Origin of the sequence: Dyella nitratireducens, from assembly GCF_014642835.1 — a bacterium.
GTDB lineage: Bacteria > Pseudomonadota > Gammaproteobacteria > Xanthomonadales > Rhodanobacteraceae > Dyella_B > Dyella_B nitratireducens.
This window is the reverse complement of record NZ_BMJA01000007.1, coordinates 162,809-178,448: the sequence shown is the minus strand read 5'-3', so window position 1 is coordinate 178,448 and position 15,640 is coordinate 162,809. Positions and strand designations below refer to the sequence as shown.

Annotated in this window: 14 protein-coding genes and 2 tRNA genes; 9 read left to right on the top strand and 7 right to left on the bottom strand. The window is 59.7% G+C overall.

The window, feature by feature from the left end; translation table 11 throughout:
* Positions 1–352: 352 nt before the first annotated feature.
* A tRNA-Ala gene (locus tag IEX75_RS23915) sits at positions 353–428 on the bottom strand.
* Positions 429–480: 52 nt separating this feature from the next.
* Positions 481–1,596, bottom strand: coding sequence for a ribonuclease D (gene rnd / locus IEX75_RS23910; protein WP_188798541.1), 1,116 nt, complete (start codon positions 1,594–1,596; stop codon positions 481–483).
* Positions 1,597–1,703: 107 nt separating this feature from the next.
* On the opposite strand from rnd, the gene IEX75_RS23905 reads away from it, so the two are divergent.
* The 3 genes from IEX75_RS23905 to IEX75_RS23895 all read left to right on the top strand — a co-directional run bounded on the left by IEX75_RS23905 (position 1,704) and on the right by IEX75_RS23895 (position 4,355).
* Positions 1,704–3,653: an SUMF1/EgtB/PvdO family nonheme iron enzyme gene (locus IEX75_RS23905; RefSeq protein WP_188798539.1), complete on the top strand. Its 1,950-nt coding sequence runs from the start codon at positions 1,704–1,706 to the stop codon at positions 3,651–3,653.
* Between the two features lie 62 nt (positions 3,654–3,715).
* Positions 3,716–3,949, top strand: coding sequence for an AbrB/MazE/SpoVT family DNA-binding domain-containing protein (locus tag IEX75_RS23900; RefSeq protein ID WP_188798538.1), 234 nt, complete (start codon positions 3,716–3,718; stop codon positions 3,947–3,949).
* On the top strand, positions 3,936–4,355 hold the full coding sequence (locus IEX75_RS23895; protein WP_229721067.1) for a PIN domain-containing protein: 420 nt from the start codon (positions 3,936–3,938) through the stop codon (positions 4,353–4,355). The genes IEX75_RS23900 and IEX75_RS23895 overlap by 14 nt, the downstream gene beginning before the upstream one ends.
* Here IEX75_RS23895 and IEX75_RS23890 read toward each other — a convergent pair.
* Together IEX75_RS23890 and IEX75_RS23885 are read right to left on the bottom strand one after the other, a co-directional pair.
* Complete coding sequence (locus IEX75_RS23890; RefSeq protein ID WP_229721066.1) at positions 4,352–5,206, bottom strand: mannuronate-specific alginate lyase; 855 nt, start codon at positions 5,204–5,206, stop codon at positions 4,352–4,354. The two genes, IEX75_RS23895 and IEX75_RS23890, sit on opposite strands and share 4 nt — an antisense overlap.
* Positions 5,207–5,352: 146 nt before the next feature.
* Positions 5,353–6,228 (bottom strand): EamA family transporter, encoded by an 876-nt coding sequence (locus tag IEX75_RS23885; protein ID WP_188798535.1) that lies wholly within the window; start codon positions 6,226–6,228, stop codon positions 5,353–5,355.
* Between the two features lie 2 nt (positions 6,229–6,230).
* Between IEX75_RS23885 and IEX75_RS23880 the strand changes: the two genes are divergently transcribed.
* The 3 genes from IEX75_RS23880 (at position 6,231) to IEX75_RS23870 (ending at position 8,400) form a co-directional block, all read left to right on the top strand.
* Positions 6,231–6,728, top strand: a complete 498-nt coding sequence (locus IEX75_RS23880) for a hypothetical protein (protein ID WP_188798534.1) — start codon at positions 6,231–6,233, stop codon at positions 6,726–6,728.
* A 197-nt stretch (positions 6,729–6,925) separates the two neighbouring features.
* A complete protein-coding gene (locus tag IEX75_RS23875) occupies positions 6,926–7,924 on the top strand; it encodes an RHS repeat-associated core domain-containing protein (RefSeq protein ID WP_188798533.1) in 999 nt (332 codons plus the stop codon).
* Positions 7,888–8,400: a DUF4265 domain-containing protein gene (locus IEX75_RS23870; protein ID WP_188798532.1), complete on the top strand. Its 513-nt coding sequence runs from the start codon at positions 7,888–7,890 to the stop codon at positions 8,398–8,400. The genes IEX75_RS23875 and IEX75_RS23870 overlap by 37 nt, the downstream gene beginning before the upstream one ends.
* Positions 8,401–8,899: 499 nt before the next feature.
* On the opposite strand, the gene IEX75_RS23865 is transcribed toward IEX75_RS23870, so the two are convergent.
* Positions 8,900–8,984, bottom strand: a tRNA-Leu gene (locus IEX75_RS23865).
* A gap of 150 nt (positions 8,985–9,134) precedes the next feature.
* On the opposite strand from IEX75_RS23865, the gene rnr reads away from it, so the two are divergent.
* The 3 genes from rnr (at position 9,135) to IEX75_RS23850 (ending at position 12,908) form a co-directional block, all read left to right on the top strand.
* Positions 9,135–11,720 (top strand): ribonuclease R, encoded by a 2,586-nt coding sequence (gene rnr / locus IEX75_RS23860; protein WP_188798530.1) that lies wholly within the window; start codon positions 9,135–9,137, stop codon positions 11,718–11,720.
* Positions 11,721–11,871: 151 nt separating this feature from the next.
* A complete protein-coding gene (rlmB, locus tag IEX75_RS23855; RefSeq protein WP_188798528.1) occupies positions 11,872–12,624 on the top strand; it encodes a 23S rRNA (guanosine(2251)-2'-O)-methyltransferase RlmB in 753 nt (250 codons plus the stop codon).
* Positions 12,621–12,908 carry a CBU_0592 family membrane protein gene (locus IEX75_RS23850; protein ID WP_188798527.1) on the top strand — a complete coding sequence of 96 codons (288 nt, stop codon included), beginning with the start codon at positions 12,621–12,623 and terminating at the stop codon, positions 12,906–12,908. Before rlmB ends, IEX75_RS23850 begins: the two co-directional genes overlap by 4 nt.
* A 10-nt stretch (positions 12,909–12,918) precedes the next feature.
* Here IEX75_RS23850 and IEX75_RS23845 read toward each other — a convergent pair whose 3' ends face one another.
* Together IEX75_RS23845 and phoU are read right to left on the bottom strand one after the other, a co-directional pair.
* Entirely contained in the window at positions 12,919–14,652 is a 1,734-nt protein-coding gene (locus tag IEX75_RS23845) for a glycosyltransferase family 39 protein (protein ID WP_188798525.1), read from the bottom strand.
* Between the two features lie 171 nt (positions 14,653–14,823).
* On the bottom strand, positions 14,824–15,558 hold the full coding sequence (gene phoU, locus IEX75_RS23840) for a phosphate signaling complex protein PhoU (protein WP_188798523.1): 735 nt from the start codon (positions 15,556–15,558) through the stop codon (positions 14,824–14,826).
* Positions 15,559–15,640 lie beyond the last annotated feature (82 nt).

Sequence of the window (15,640 nt, the reverse complement as noted above, 5' to 3'; positions counted from 1 at the left end):
ACCTAAGAAGGCGCTGGGCGGGCTGACGCCCGCGGACTACGCAAAGCAGTTAAAGTGACAACGGGCTCCAAAGCATCCCGCTACTCAAGGCGGGGGGACGTCGCTTGCCTCGCAACTCCTGAGCAACTTCCTTGGGAGTGATGGCAGAACGATCTGGGTAGCGTTGCTGGAGGATGGGCAGATTGATGCTCATGCATTGAGCATACGAGTAGGCATGGCTTGCAGAAAGAGCACCAATTCCTTGGGACCACGTGGGACCAAAGGGGGTGTTTTTGCATGTATTTCAGCGTTTATTCATGCAAAGAAAAAGGGGTTAGACATCATCTAACCCCTTGTTTATAGCTGGATTTGTTGGTGGAGCGGAGGAGGATCGAACTCCCGACCTCTGCATTGCGAACGCAGCGCTCTCCCAGCTGAGCTACCGCCCCACGCGAGCTGCGCATGGTAGCAGTGGGGCGGGGTAGCGCCAAGCCCTTGGGGCTAGCCGGGCAGCAGGCTTGTAAGGCGGTCGTGGAGCAGACCGCGGCGCCAGCCTTCCAGGGGTTCCGGCCATTGGGTGGTGACCACGAACTCCTCCAATACACGGCGTGAGCAGAGCAGGCCGGCGGGCAGGTCGAGCTCGGTAGCCAGGGTGTCCACGCATTGCTTCATGCCGACCAGGGCCTGCTTGGCCTTGCCTTGCGGGAACGGCGGGATGGGGTTGGTGCTGGCGATTTCTTCGGCGCTGACGGGAGGCTGCAGTAGTTCGAACAACTCGGCGCGTTGCTGGGAGCGCAGCGCACGCTGGCCGGAACAGCGCCGGTCCAGTTCTTCCAGATTTCTGGGTGGCTGTTGAGCGATGTTGATGGCCAGCGCGTCCTCCAGCAGCCATGGGCGTGGCTTGTCCAGATGCCGGGCGGTGGCGTCGCGCCATAGCAGGATGCGCCGCAGGAGAGCCTGCTGTTCGCGCGGCGCTTCGGCTGCACCGCGATAGGCGAGCTGCGGCTGCAGGTCGCCTTCGCGCGAACAGCTTTTGCGCTTGAGCCGTTCGCAATCTTCGGTATGCCAGGCAGTGCGATCGCGTTGCGCCAGGCGTTCGGCGAGTGGGTGATAGACCGCTTCGAGGTAGACCACGTCCAGCGTGGCGTAGTCACGTTGCGACGCGGTGAGCGGGCGTTGCAGCCAGTCGGAGCGCGTCTCGCCTTTGTCCAGTTCCGCACCAGCCAGTTCCGCGACCAGTGCGCGATAACTCAGCCCCAGCCCCATGCCGACGAAGGCTGCGGCAATCTGCGTGTCGAACAGCACGCGCGGGCCCTCCGGCAGCCAGGGCGACAGCGTTTCCAGATCTTCACTGGCGCTGTGCATCAGAGTGATCACATTGGCGTTGTTGAGCACTTGCAAGGCACTGCCAATGTCAAAGGCGAGCGGATCGACCAGTGCGTAGCGCCCATTCACGCCGAGCTGTAGCAAGGCAAGCTGCGGATAGAAGGTATTGCGGCGCATGAACTCGGTGTCGAGACCAAGCACGGCAGCGGGCGATAGCTCGGCCAGCCACTGTTCAAGTTCATTGCGCTGGTCGATCCAGTCCGCCTGGGGCGGCGGTGAGAGCAGGGGCATGTGCGTTCCTTCGAGATCACGGAACAGGCGACTCGCGATTGCCCCGTCATCAGTGGTGCCATATGGTAAGCAGCGAACCATAGCAGGCCAGCCCCGGAACGCCCACCATGCCGAGTAAGGAAACCGTACAACGTCAACGCGCATTCGGTGGGGCGCTCGGTGTGCTTGTGCTGGCGTTTGGACTGACGTATCACTTTTTTCCCGAGCTTTTTCATGTGAGCCCGGAAGAAGTGGCCAACCCCAGCGCACCCGGCGTAGGCCGTGCGGCGCCGTCGACGCCTGCTCATGCAGCCCCTGTAGCACCTTCTGAGCAGGAAGAAATCAACGCCGGTCCGCCGTTGACGCTGGCACCCACCGCAGTGATTGCCGCGCGCCTGGCACGCAAGCCGGCGCCGTTGCCGGAGCAGACCACGGCGGATCCGCCCGAGGTAAAGGCCTTGGTGGCGCAGGCGGATAAGGCATTCGAGGCGGGACACATGGCCGGCGACAAGAACAGTGCCGCCGCCTTGTACTTGGCGGCGCTCAAGCTCAAGTCGGACAGTCGCGCCGCCGTGCAGGGTCTGGATCAAGTACGCACGCACCTGATTGCGCAAATTACGCAGGACATCGCCGTTGGTGACTCCGAGTCAGCGGGCACGCTGTTGGATAACCTCAAGGCTTTGCCCAATACCGCCAACGACGTCGCACCGCTCGAAGCAAGCATGAAGACGCTGCTGCAAGTGCGCCCCATGCTGGCGCAGGCAGCATCGATGTTGCAGCAGGGTAAGGCGGACAAACCTGCTAGCAGCAATGCGTTGGACGTGTATCGCCAGGTGCAGAAGCTCGATCCGCAGAATGCCGTAGCGGCACAGGGCATTCTGCAGGTGCAGCGCGTGGTGCTCGATCGCGCCTTGGCGGCGGTGGCGCAAAACGACTTTGCCGGCGCGGAACAATCGATGACCGAGGCCACGCCGATCCAGCCTGATTCGCCGCAGTTGCATGACGTGCGCAACCAGATCGACAACATCCGCCAGCAGCGTGCCGCCAACGTGCTGGCCCAGGCGCGCTCGGCATTGGATGCCGGCAACATCGATCTTGCCAAGCAACTGGCTGGGCAGGCGCAGTCGATCAGCCCGCAGCTGGCCGGTCTTGATGAATTCGAGGAGCGCCTGACCAATGCGCGGCTCTATGCCAGCTTCAAACCGGGGCAGGTGTTCAGTGATCGCTATGTGGACATGAATGGCCAGTCGCCCACCATGGTGGTGGTGCCGACCGGCAAGTTCATGATGGGTGCGCCGGATGAGGAATCCGGACGCACCGATGCGGAAACGCCGCAGCATGAGGTCACCATCGACAAGGGTTTCGCGATCGCGCAAACGGACGTCACCGTGCGGCAATTCCGGGAGTTCGTGCGCGCCAGTGGTTATAAGCCGGATTCCGTTACGCAGGGCGGCGCCAGTGTGTACGACGAACGCACCGGTGTGATGCGTGATGTTTCCAATGCCACCTGGGAAGATGATTACGCAGGCCATCCCGCTGCGGACAATCTGCCGGTGGTCAACATTTCCTGGAACGATGCGCACGCCTACGTGCAGTGGCTGAACCAGCGCACGGGCAAAAAATATCGGTTACCCAGCGAAGCGGAATTCGAATACGCGCTGCGCGCCGGCAGCACCTCGCGCTATTGGTGGGGCAGTGGCGCACCGAAAAGCAAGGTGGAAAACCTCACGGGTTCGCTCGACCGTTCGCCTAGCGGACGACGCTGGAGCCATGCCTTCGACAACTATGGTGATGGTCACTGGGGGCCAGCATCGGTCATGAGCTTCGCTCCGAATGCGTTCGGTCTCTATGACATGGACGGCAACGTATCGGAATGGATCTCCGATTGCTGGCACGACAACTATGTGCGTGCGCCGGTGGATGGCAGTGCCTGGATCAATCCGGGTTGCTCGGTGCGTGTGATACGCGGCGGTTCGTGGGGCAGCTCGCCGGAGCAGGCGAATTCGGCGTATCGGCAGGGGGCGGATGCGAGTATTCGCAGCGGGCGCGTGGGGTTTCGGGTGGTGCGCGAGCTGTAGTTTGTTTGCTTTCCGAAATCATGGATATACAATGTGTATTGTGTATATCCAAGGAGTTCGTCATGCAGGTCGCCAAATGGGGTAATAGCCTCGCGGTTCGCCTCCCTGCCAGCGTGGTCGAAGCACTTGAATTGCAAGAAGGAGATGACATCGAAATTGTCGTCGATGCTCCCCGTGTCTTTGCCGTCCGCAAGAAACCTGGCGCTGCTGAGTTGCTTAGGCAATTGCGCCGCTTTCGGGGCAAGTTGCCGGCCGATTTCAAGTTCAACAGGGAAGATGCGAATGAGCGGGACTGATGGCGAGAAAATATTTCTAGACAGCAATATCTTGCTTTATCTGCTATCTGGTGATTCGGCCAAAGCAGATCGCGCGGAAGCCTTGCTGCAGCTTCGGCCGATGATTAGCGTGCAAGTGTTGAATGAAATCACAAACGTGTGCGTGCGTAAGCTTGGCATGGCATGGAGCGAAGTAGGGCAATTTCTGGAGCTGGTAAAACAGTTCTGCAGCGTGATTCCGCTAACGGTAGAAATACATGATTTGGCTCGCCGCATTGCCGAGCGCCATCGCTTGGCTTTTTACGATGCCTGTGTCCTGGCGGCTGCTTCGATCGAGGGATGTCAGTGGCTTTACTCCGAAGACATGCATCATGGGCTTGTCATTGGAGGCGGTTTGAGATTGCAGAATCCGTTTGCAAGCGCCTAGCGCAACGACACGCCCCACGCAGCCGTCACATCACCACCCAGCCGCCACTCGTTGAACGGCCTGCGTGGCGCAATCAGCGCAGGAAGCCGGGGATCCCGGGTGTGCGCATAGTAAGGCTCCATCCACGACAGTTCGTCCTGGAACGTCCACGGGAACAAGTCCTGCTTGATCGGCGTGATCTTCGCAAAACTGGCGGGATCGCGAACGGCGTCGATCACCAGATTGGCCAGGCGTGCGATGGCATGGTCGTTTTCCTGATAAAGGTCGATATGCCGCCGTTGCACGAGTTCTGCCGTAAACACCAATGGCAGCAGCGCGAAGGTGTGGTAGTGCAGCGCACGGTTGCCGCGCTTTACTTCACGCGCCAGAGCGCCATCGGGGCCGATATCGTTAATGCCTTCACGCGCGCGTATCAGACCCGAATCGATGAGATCGGACTGATTCGTCACCGTGCCGATGGCGACCAGGTTCAAACCTGCCCAGTAGACGAGATTGTTGTGCAGATGGTTGATCGCATTCGCATCGCGGGTAGCGATGGCGATGCGTTCCAGCCATGGATCGATGATCGCGAACTTGTCGGCATTGGCTGCTTTTACCGCGCTCGGCATGCGCAGGATCACCATCGCAAAATCGGTACCTGCCCACGAGCGTTCGTAGTAGCCCTGGTAGCCCTTGATGGGGCCCATCAAGGCGTCTGCACGAGCCCATCCTGTGAGCAGATCGAGTGCGCAAGACCACTGGCCGGTCTCGGCTGACTTGTTGAGTTGGGCAATAAACCCACGCATGGGTTTCACGGCATTCGCATAGCCCGCAGCATCGTCGTAGAAGCCCGGCGGATCAATGCTCTTCACGGGCGCCGGCACGTCGCATGCGATAGCAGGCCGCCCCGTTGCCCAGGCCATGCTTGTGAGTACAAACACAACCACCCACCGAAATACGCGCTGATACATGTTCAGTCCTTGATCCACGATTCCGGCATTCAATCAGGATGTTATGTTCAAGGCATGACAGCCTCGCTCACTGGCTGGCGAGCACTCAACACCGTTCCGGCCGACGCCACGATGATGGCCACGATCGCAAACCACTGCAGCCAGCTGAGGTGTTCGCTGAGAAAGATCATGCCGGCCATGGCGGCAAAGGCCGGTTCCAGGCTCAGCAAGGTGCCGAAGGTGCGCGTCGAAAGGCGCGTCATGGCGATCATTTCCAGCGTATAGGGCAGGGCGGAACTGAGTATTGCAATGCCTAGCGCCGGCAGCAGCAAACCCGGTGAAAACAGCGCGTGTCCTGCATGCGCCAGGCCAATGGGGAATGCCACCAGCGCCGCTATCGAAGTACCCCACGCCACGGCGTCGGTGCCATAAACCGCACCGGCCTTTTGGCCCAGCACGATGTAGCAAGCCCAGCCGACGCCTGCGGCCAACGCATACCCCACGCCGATCGGATCAAGCCGCGTCGGTGTGTTGCCTGACGGCAGCAGCAACACGAGTCCAGCCACCACCAAGCCAATCCACACCACGTCCAGCCATCGGCGCGAATGAAACAGCGCGAGCGCCAGGGGCCCCGTGAACTCCACCGCCACGGCGATACCCAGCGGTATGCGCTGCAACGCCATATAAAAGACCAGGTTCATCAAGCCAATGGACAGGCCGTAACCCCACAGTACACGCCGATTGCTTTGTGCATGCTGCGAGCGCCATGGCCGCCGAAGCACCAGCAGAATCAAAGCCCCCAGCACCAGTCGATAAGCTGTGGCACCTTGCGCGCCCACAACGGGGAACAGCATCTTGGCAATGGCGGCACCGCATTGGTATGACGCCATGGCGATCAGCAAGACACCGATGGCGAGCAAGGTTGACGAATGGGGACGTGGCATGCATGCGGGACCGGGTTGGATTTTGGCTGCGCCATGATGCCTATGAATCAAGGCGACGTTGCACCGAAGATGATCGCGCAAGCATCCGCGCCATTTTCAGCATGTACGCACATGAAAGCTTTGGTCTGATCACTCGGCAGATACGGAACGTAAGTGCCAAAAACAATAAACCGGACCAGTGCCAGGTTTTGTCAGCAGAAAGCGGCGCTTCCAGTGAAGTTTTGGTGCCAGGGATTCGTCCTCGGGCAACGGTTCGGCCCCCTGGGGGTTATGGCGTTGAGGTAGTGCCAAGCGGCATCTCGCCGCTGCTCGGAATGTGTCTTCAGTGCCCTGCCGGCACAATTGACCAACTTGGAAACCAATACGGCCTGCTGGCGATCCATCGGCATTGTACCGACCGGAATGGTTTCCCGCTTCGCACTGTGGTGCGCCTTGAGCTGGTGGTGCCCATCAACCACGCACAATTGCTTGCACTTATAAATTCGCTGACCAGCCAATGAGGCGGTCTTAGCCGCCCTGTCCTAAGCTCCGACTTTTTCCCCCCCTGCCGGAAGGCGACCGCTCGGCTTCATCCGGAGTTTCGCAGGCCACCGAGACGCAAGCGCCGATGTGGCGTCGGACTTACTACCAGGGAGTTACGGGTGGTAGGGTTTGCGATATCCTGCTTCAACTGTTAGGGAGCGATGGGGGAAGGGATATGGCCGGTCACGAAAACCGCGATCTGTGGATAAAACTTTTTATCTATCTGCTCGTGGCATTCGCTGGTAGCGTGTTGCACGCTCAGCCGCAAGACACAGTTACATACGTCTACACAGACCCGCAGGGAACGCCGCTTGCCGAAGCGGACGCCCATGGCAATATCACGAAGACGTACGAGTACACACCATATGGAACGTATGCGCCACAGGGCACATCGGCCCCAGCTCCTGCGCCACAAGGTCCCGCCTATACCGGGCATGTGAATGATCCGGAGACGAATCTCGTCTATATGCAGGCTCGTTATTACGATCCTGCAACAGGACGATTTTTAAGTATCGATCCGGTCGCGCCAACGGGAGGCGACACGTTCAATTTCAACCGCTACGCTTACGTTGATAACAATCCAATAGTAAGAACAGACCCAAATGGACGCGAGTCTGCGTCTCTCACACTGCAAGGCTTGAGTGCTATTGAGCAAGATCAAGCCCAACAGCCCCCAGGGGAGGTTGCGCAGGCGCAATCCGTGATTTTAGGGGCAGTTCCTGGCGTTGGAGACATACAAAGTATTCATGATGCTTATCAAGATCCGACAGGCATCAATATATCGGCAGCGATTATTGGACTTGTACCTGATGGCGGAGCTTTGGTCGGTAAGGTCCTGAAAGAGGTAAAAGTAGCAAAGGAGGCGGCACCTCTGATTAAAGCGGGTGCTGCTGGTGGAGATACGGCAGGAAAAGCTTTTCCGCGAGCTGTGAAGAATGCAGCTAAAGCAGAAAACCCAACTGCAACATGCGTTTTTTGTCGCCGAGAAGGGACAGCAACGCAAGTTGATCATGCGATCCCGAAAGCCCGAGGTGGGAATGCGACATTAGAAAATGCGCAGCTTGCATGTTCACATTGTAATGCATCGAAGGGAGCCAGGGATTTACCAGTAAATCCTCCACCGGATTATAAAGGCCCATGGCCTCCTTCGTCACCGCCGCCGCCGCATCAGTAAGGCGAATTATGAAAGCGAAAACTGGTGAATATATTGCAGTGCACCGGGAGCCGGTTTGGCATGAATCAGCGAATTTTGTGTTTCATGCGCATATGGGCGAGGAAGCAGGCAAGAACGAGTGGGAGCAGCTTTGGGGGAAAGCTACTGCTCCTAATCGTGTTGTACTTTGTTGCATCCCGTTTTTCTTGTATGACGTTGCATTGGGCGACGAAGTATTACTGACGCCGGATAATGTGTTGGCAGAGGTGGTTCATCGCTCAGGTCAAGTAACCTTCCGTGTATGGTTTGGTGAACGAGATCAGGCGAATCGAAAAGACAGTATCAGAGAAATCGAGGCGATGAAGCCGCTGATGGAATGGTCATCGGAGAACCTCCTTGCGCTCAGTGTGCCAGAAGAAGAAGCGCAGCGAATGGCGGATTACTTGCAGCTACGTGAGAATGAAGGAGTGCTGCAGTACGAAGCTGGCCGTAGTTGAATCGTCCCGACTTCATCGGAGGCTATTTGGTTTTAATCACGCTGCCCGCTCCGAGATGTTCTGGTGTTCTTCCACCTCGACCACCCGGGTGAGACCAAGCACCTCTTCGATCGCCTTCGAACCACTGGTGTACTGCGCGCGGTGAATCGGCATGGCGGCGACGCGTCTTGCAAATCTTCCCTCAACAGCTCAAGCACTAAGGTGCGCGCTAGATAGAGATCATCTTCACAAGCGACGGATTTCCTTTTCTAAGTCCGTGGTGTACTGGCGTGTCATGGTGTACGTCGGCGCAAAGATGGGGCGATCAGCATCTTCGTGTCGTACTGGTGCGCGCAAGCATTTTGAGGCGGTCGACAACAACCGGAAATGACTTTTATCGAGCGTTATCACACGCGTCTTGCGCCACCGCGTTGCTCAAAATCGTGTGGGTAGATGTGCGGGTAATTCGAGCGCTGGAAACAAAAAAGCCAAGGCTGTTCAGCGCCTTGGCCTTTGCATTTGGTGCCCAGGAGAGGACTCGAACCTCCACGGTTTTACCCGCTAGTACCTGAAACTAGTGCGTCTACCAATTCCGCCACCTGGGCAGGTGTCGCGTTGCCTTTAGGGCTGTGCGAGCCGCGTAGAGTAGGGGTGGGAGCACACATTGTCAACTATTTCTTCATCTTCTACAGCTGCAGTCGGCTATGGCGCACGCAACCATTTATCGAAGACGTACATCGAGGCGATACTAGGGTGTGACCAAGACAAAGAAACCCAAGGAAAAGGTGCCGCGCAAGGCGGCCAAGGCCCCGAAAGTCCGTGCGGGAGTGCCCAAGCAGGGGCGTCGCCGCGGAGCGGAAACGGGTGACATCACAGCGCCCAAGCGGCAGCACGATCCGTTCGCGGAGCGTGAAGCGCAACGCTACGAGAAGCCGATTCCCAGCCGCGAAGCCATCCTCGCGCTGCTGGAAGAACGTGGCGAACTGCTTACCCAGGCGCGCATTGCCGAAGCGCTGCAGCTCTACGACGAATACAGCATCGCAGCCCTCACCAAGCGCCTCACGGCGATGGTGCGCGATGGCCAGTTGCTGCTCGGCCGCCGCGGCGGCTATGCACCGGTCCGCAAGCTGGATCTGATTCCCGGTGTGGTGCTGGCCAATGCCGAAGGCTACGGCTTCCTGCGTCCGGATGAGGGCGGCGACGATCTCTACCTTTCGCCCTACCAGATGCGCAGCGTGCTGCACGGCGACCGTGTGCTGGCCAGCGTCGTTGGCATCGATCGGCGTGGGCGGCGACAGGGTTCCATTGTGGAGGTGCTGCAGCGGCGCTCGTCGCGGCTGGTCGGCCGGGTGGTGATCGAAAACGGCGTCACCCTAGTGGTGCCGGACGATCGCCGCCTGCACCAGGACATCATGATTGCGCCGGGTCAGGAACGTGGTGCGCGCTCCGGGCAGATCGTGGTCGCCGAGATCACCGATCCGCCCACCGCTTATCGTGGGCCGCTGGGCACCATCCGCAGCGTGTTGGGCGAGCGGCTGCAACCGTCGCTGCTGGTGGACATGGCCATCGCCAGTTATGACCTGCCGCACGAATGGCCACCGCAAGTGCTGCGCGAAGCCGAGGAGGTGGAGCCGGAAGTCACCGCCACCGAACGCGAAGGCCGCGTCGACCTGCGCAAGCTGCCGCTGGTGACCATCGACGGTGCCGATGCGCGCGACTTCGACGATGCCGTGTACGCCGAACCGAAACGCGGCGGCGGCTGGCGATTGATCGTGGCGATTGCCGACGTGTCGCACTACGTGCCGGTCGACAGCGCGCTGGACAAGGAAGCCTACGAACGCAGCACGTCCACCTACTTCCCCGGCTTCGTCGTGCCGATGCTGCCGGAGACGTTGTCCAACGGCATCTGCTCGCTCAATCCGAAAGTGGAACGCCTGTGCATGGTCTGCGACATGCAGGTGAGCGAGGATGGTGAAGTCAGCAAGGCCAAGTTCTACGACGCCGTCATGCGATCGCACGCACGCCTTACCTACGACAAGGTGTGGCAGGCGATCGGCCTGAAGCAGGCTGATGCGCGGCATGAAGTGGCGGATGTTTTGCCGCAGTTGGAAAACCTGCACGCGCTGTACAAGGCCCTGGCTGAGCAACGCCGCCGCCGCGGCGCGATCGACTTCGAAACGGCCGAGGTGAAATTCCGCCTCGATGCGACCGGCGAAGTGCAGGCCGTCGGCGCGGTGGAGCGCAACGATGCGCACAAGCTGATCGAGGAATGCATGATTGCCGCCAACGTGCAGGCGGCCATGTTCCTCAGCAAGCGCAAGATTCCCGCGCTGTACCGTGCACATGAGTCGCCGCCGGCGGAGAAATACGAAGATCTGCAGCAGTTCCTGCGCGAATTCAAACTGCGCATGCCGCCGGTAGAAGACGTGACACCCAGCGATTTTTCAGACGTGCTGCGCATGGTGAAGGATCGACCCGAGCGCGAGCTGATCCAGTCCGTGTTGCTGCGTGCGCAGAGTCTGGCGGCCTACCAGCCGGATAATCGTGGCCATTTCGGCCTGGCGCTGGAAGCGTATGCGCACTTCACCTCACCGATCCGCCGCTATCCGGATCTGCTGGTGCATCGTGCGATCCGCTACGCCTTGAAGGGTGGTAAGCCTTCCGCTTATTACTACAGCGAAGCGGCGATGGCAGCGATGGCTGTGCATTGTTCGCAACGCGAACGTCGCGCCGAGGAAGCCGAGCGCGACGTGGATGAACGTTTCCGTTGTGCATGGATGGCCAAGCACATCGGTGAAGAGTTTGATGGTGTGGTGACTGGCGTTACCTCGTTCGGCCTGTTTGTGGAATTGGATGAGTCCAAGGTTTCTGGCCTGGTGCATATCAGCCAGTTGTCCAACGACTATTACCACTTCGATCCCATCCGCCATCTGCTGAAGGGTGAGCGCACCGGTTTGCAGTTCCGGCTTGGCGACCACGTGCGCATCCAAGTGCTGCGTGCAAGCCTGGAGGATCGCAAGATCGACTTCCGCATGGTGCAGCCGAAGAAGAAAAAGGAACCGGAGCCAGCACCGCAGGCCTTTGTGCCGCCGACTACGCCGCGTGCTTACGATTACGCCGCGGCGGGCGAGCGTTATTCGCTGCCCTCAGGACGCAAACCGCTTCCTACGCTTCCACCGTTGCCAGGGCTTGATAAAGCTGGCGAAAAGAAACGCGGCGCGGCCAAGCCGGGCAAGAAAGCGGCGATGGATAAGACTGCGGATAAGCGTAAAACCAAGGTTGGCGGTAAATCGCCAAGCAAGCGCACTACCAAGGCGCCGAAGTCGAAAGGTAAACGATGAGTAAGAGTCTGTCTTCATATTCCAGATACCCCGCGTTGCATCTGAGTAGTTGTCAGGTGGCAGCGCGTGGCGCAGCGCCAGACTGGTTGTCTGGTCAAGCCGCAGGCTGTCGCATGGCGGCTACTCAGATGCAACGCGGGGTATCTGGGGTATGAAGGCAGACTCTGGCAGTTGGATCGTCGGGATCAACCCCGTGGAAGGCGCGTTGAACAACGACGCCGAACGCGTGCGCGAAGTGTTGGTGGAAAATGGTCAGCGCAATCCGCGTGTGCATGAATTGGCGGAAAAAGCGAAGGCCTTGAAGATCCCAGTGCATCATCGCCCGCGTGAGCAGCTCGATCGCGTGGCGGGCGAAGCGCGTCATCAAGGTGTGGTGGCGCTTTACCAGGCACCGGCGCTGGCTGGCGAACAGGATTTGCCCGAGTTGATCGAGGCGGCGGGGAGTAATGCTCTGGTGCTGGTACTGGATGGCGTCACCGATCCGCACAACCTCGGCGCCTGCCTGCGTAGCGCTGCGGCCGCAAACGTGACGGCGGTGATCGTGCCAAAAGATCGTGCTGTCGGCATCACGCCGGTGGTGCGCCGTGCCTCTGCGGGCGGCGCGGATCGTGTGCCGCTGGTGGCCGCCACCAATCTTGCGCGTGCCCTGCGCGTACTGAAGGATGCTGGCGTGTGGATCACCGGCCTGGCCGGCGACACCGATCAGTCCATCTACGATATCGATCTCAAAGGCCCGGTTGCCTTGGTGCTAGGCAGTGAGGGCGAAGGCATGCGCCGACTGACGCGCGAGACCTGCGATTTCACAGCAAAGATTCCCATGCCAGGTACCATGGAAAGCCTCAACGTATCGGTGGCTACCGGTATCGTCTTGTTCGAAGCGTTGCGTCAAAGGAGTGTGCGATGACGTTGCATTGGCATGATTGGACAGGCTACATCGGTGTAGCCTTGATGCTGCTGGCCTATTTGCTGCTGCAGGCTCACAAGCTGCACGGCAATGGCTTGATCTACCAGTTGATGAATGTGCTGGGCGCGCTTGGCGTGATGCTGTCGCTGCTGTTTGGTGCGTTCAACGCTTCGGCGTTTTTTATGGAAGTGGCGTGGCTGTTGATTGGCATCTACGGTATTGCGCGTAGTGCGCGGGTGCGTAAGCAGGCGCGCGAGGCTGGGCATAAGGTGGGGCTCGATTAATCCGTGTGGATTATTGGGAGTGGATGCGACGAACGTCATAAGTTGCCGTTGACGGATTGAAGGTCACCACGATCCGATCACCCAACGAATGCTTCCGGTCGCTATCCGTCCCATCAGACAATGTCGCCGGCGTGTCGATCGCTGCCGGGGTCGCCCGCAAAAACACAAACGCGCTCGGCGCCGGTTTCCAGCGTAGCCAGCTCAAATCGTAGGTCACGAATTCCTGTATCACCACTTGATGGTTGGCGATGCCTGGCTGGCTTACGAATTGTTTGGCCAGCGCCAACGCGCGTTCTTCGTCGGATAAATCGTGCAATACCCAGCCGAGCACGGGGCAGGGGCTATCCGTCTGCAAGGCTTGGGCCGCTTGCTTCAACCAGTCGTCCGGAAAGTAGGCATAAGGCCGATAGGTGGGCGGCAGGTAGTAGCCGTAGTAATTGCGCTCGATCATCGCGTGCACACCAGGGTTCATCCCCAGGCCATAGGTGCCGGGATAAGCGATAACCGGTAACGTGGCGTCAGCGCAGCCTGGCAATCCCTTTACGTAAGCTGCCGAAGCGCGCCAAGGTTCATTGGAAGGCAGCAAGCGGCCGCGCATCAGTGCGATCTGTTGCGAACCAAGCAGCACAACGATGGCTGCTGCAGCGATGGCATCCAAGCGGGTTGTGGCATGTGGGCTGGCCGCGTCATACAACCGCGCGAGCAGAAACCAGCCGAATGGTGCGCACACCAGCACATTGCGATAAGAGAACGATGGCACCACCAGCAATGACACGGCAATGCCACTGACGATCACACCCACGCATACGAAGCCGCAGAGCTTGGTTGCCCAGCCAGTCAGTGGTGGTGCGTCGACACGCGTTGGAGCCGCACGCGAACGGCGCAGCCACAGCACCAAAAGCATCACTACCACCACCAATAGCGCCTGCCGGCTCATGAAATGAAAGACGACGCGGCGCAGATGGGAACCGAAAAATTTCGCGCTGTTAACGAACCATGCACCGTGGAAATTTTGCTTGCCGGCATGCGTCATCAACCACAGCAGGCCTACATAAAGCCCCAGCACGATCAGTCCTGATACGCCTACCGCGATACGCTGTGGCCAGGTACGCGACGTGATCAGCAAAAACAGCAGCAGCATGCCTACCGTGAGCAACATGTAGGGATGGGATTGGCTGCCGGCGATACCGAGCAGCGTGAGTCCCACCCATTCAGCGACGGGCACGCGTCCACTGGATTGCATGCGCTGATGGAACGCGATGGCCGTCACCAGCAACGCCGAGGAGAAAGTAATAGCCAGCGGGTAATCGCGCGCGTTCTGCGATTGCGAATACCAGAACAGCGAAGTGGTGGCCACGGCGCAGGCGAAAGCGATGGCAGTGGGAGTGAGTCGGCGACGCGAACCCAGCGCGAAGATAATGACGCTCAGTACTGCCAGGATCGCGCTGAGCAGGCGTACTGCTCCTTCGCTCGTGCCGAACAGTTCAATCCAGCCGTAGAGCAGAAAGTCATACAGCGGCGGATGCACGTCGGCCAGTACGCGGTGGAACACTTCGCCCAGGCCAAGATGGTGATCCACCACCTGCATGGTGAACAACTCGTCGGCCCAGAAGCTGTTGGTGGAGAGGCCGACGAAGGCGAACAGGCAGGCGGCGAAGGCGATGAGGGCGTAGAGCTTGCCGGGCCAGCCGAAGGTGGCGCTGTTGGGGATGCTTGGTCCGGTAGCGTGGGGCGCAGGCGTCACTCAGAGGGTCCGTGCGGATGGCGTAGGCGGTGAGCGTACGCGAACCTTTGCACGGAATGCACGTGTGCAGGTTGGGGTGTAAACCCCAACATGGCATGTCGATCAAGGATGGCGGCGTTGGGGTTTACACCCCAACCTACGGCTTCCGGCGGATTTTGACCCTGGACGAAATCAATCCGGCCGATTGCCCAACTTCACCGGCTCCGGGCTGGACGTCAGGTCACGCTTGTCGCGCTGCCCTGTCAGCGGCTCGCCCTTCACCAGGAACCACACGTTCTCGGCGATGTTGGTGGCATGGTCGCCGATGCGCTCGATGTTCTTGGCCATGAACAACAGATGCGTGCAGGGCGTGATCACGCGCGGATCTTCCATCATGTACGTGAGCAGTTCGCGGAAGTAAGCCGTGTAGGCTTCGTCCAGCTCCACATCGTCCTGCCATACCTTGTAGGCCAGTTCGGCATCGCGGTCGCGATAGGCGCGCAGTACGCCACGCACTTCCTCAGCCGCAAGTTCAGCGAGGTGGGCAAGGCCGCTGGTCGGTTTCAGCGGGGCAGCCATCGATAGCGGAATCGAGCGCTTGGCTACGTTGGCAGCGTAGTCGCCGATACGTTCGATATCCGCGGCAATGCGCAGCGCGGCAAACACATGGCGCAGGTCGCCAGCGATCGGCGCACGCAGGGCCAGCAGGCGCACCACGTCGTGGCTGATTTCCTGCTCTAGCTGGTCGATGGCGTCGTCGTTGTTGACGACGTGCTGGGCGGCGCGCTCGTCACGACGGTCGACCACGTCGATGGCCGCTTCCAACTGGCTGACCGCCAGCTCGCCCATGCGAACCAACTCGCCGGTCAGGCGCAGCAGTTCGTCGTCGTAGCTCTTGATGATGTGTTCCTTGCTGCTGCCGCTCATGGGATGGCCTCTGCTGTTCTGTAGTGGGGACGGGGACTCGGCAGGTTTTCCGCGAGGTTGGCCCTGACCCTGCCTCTGCCCC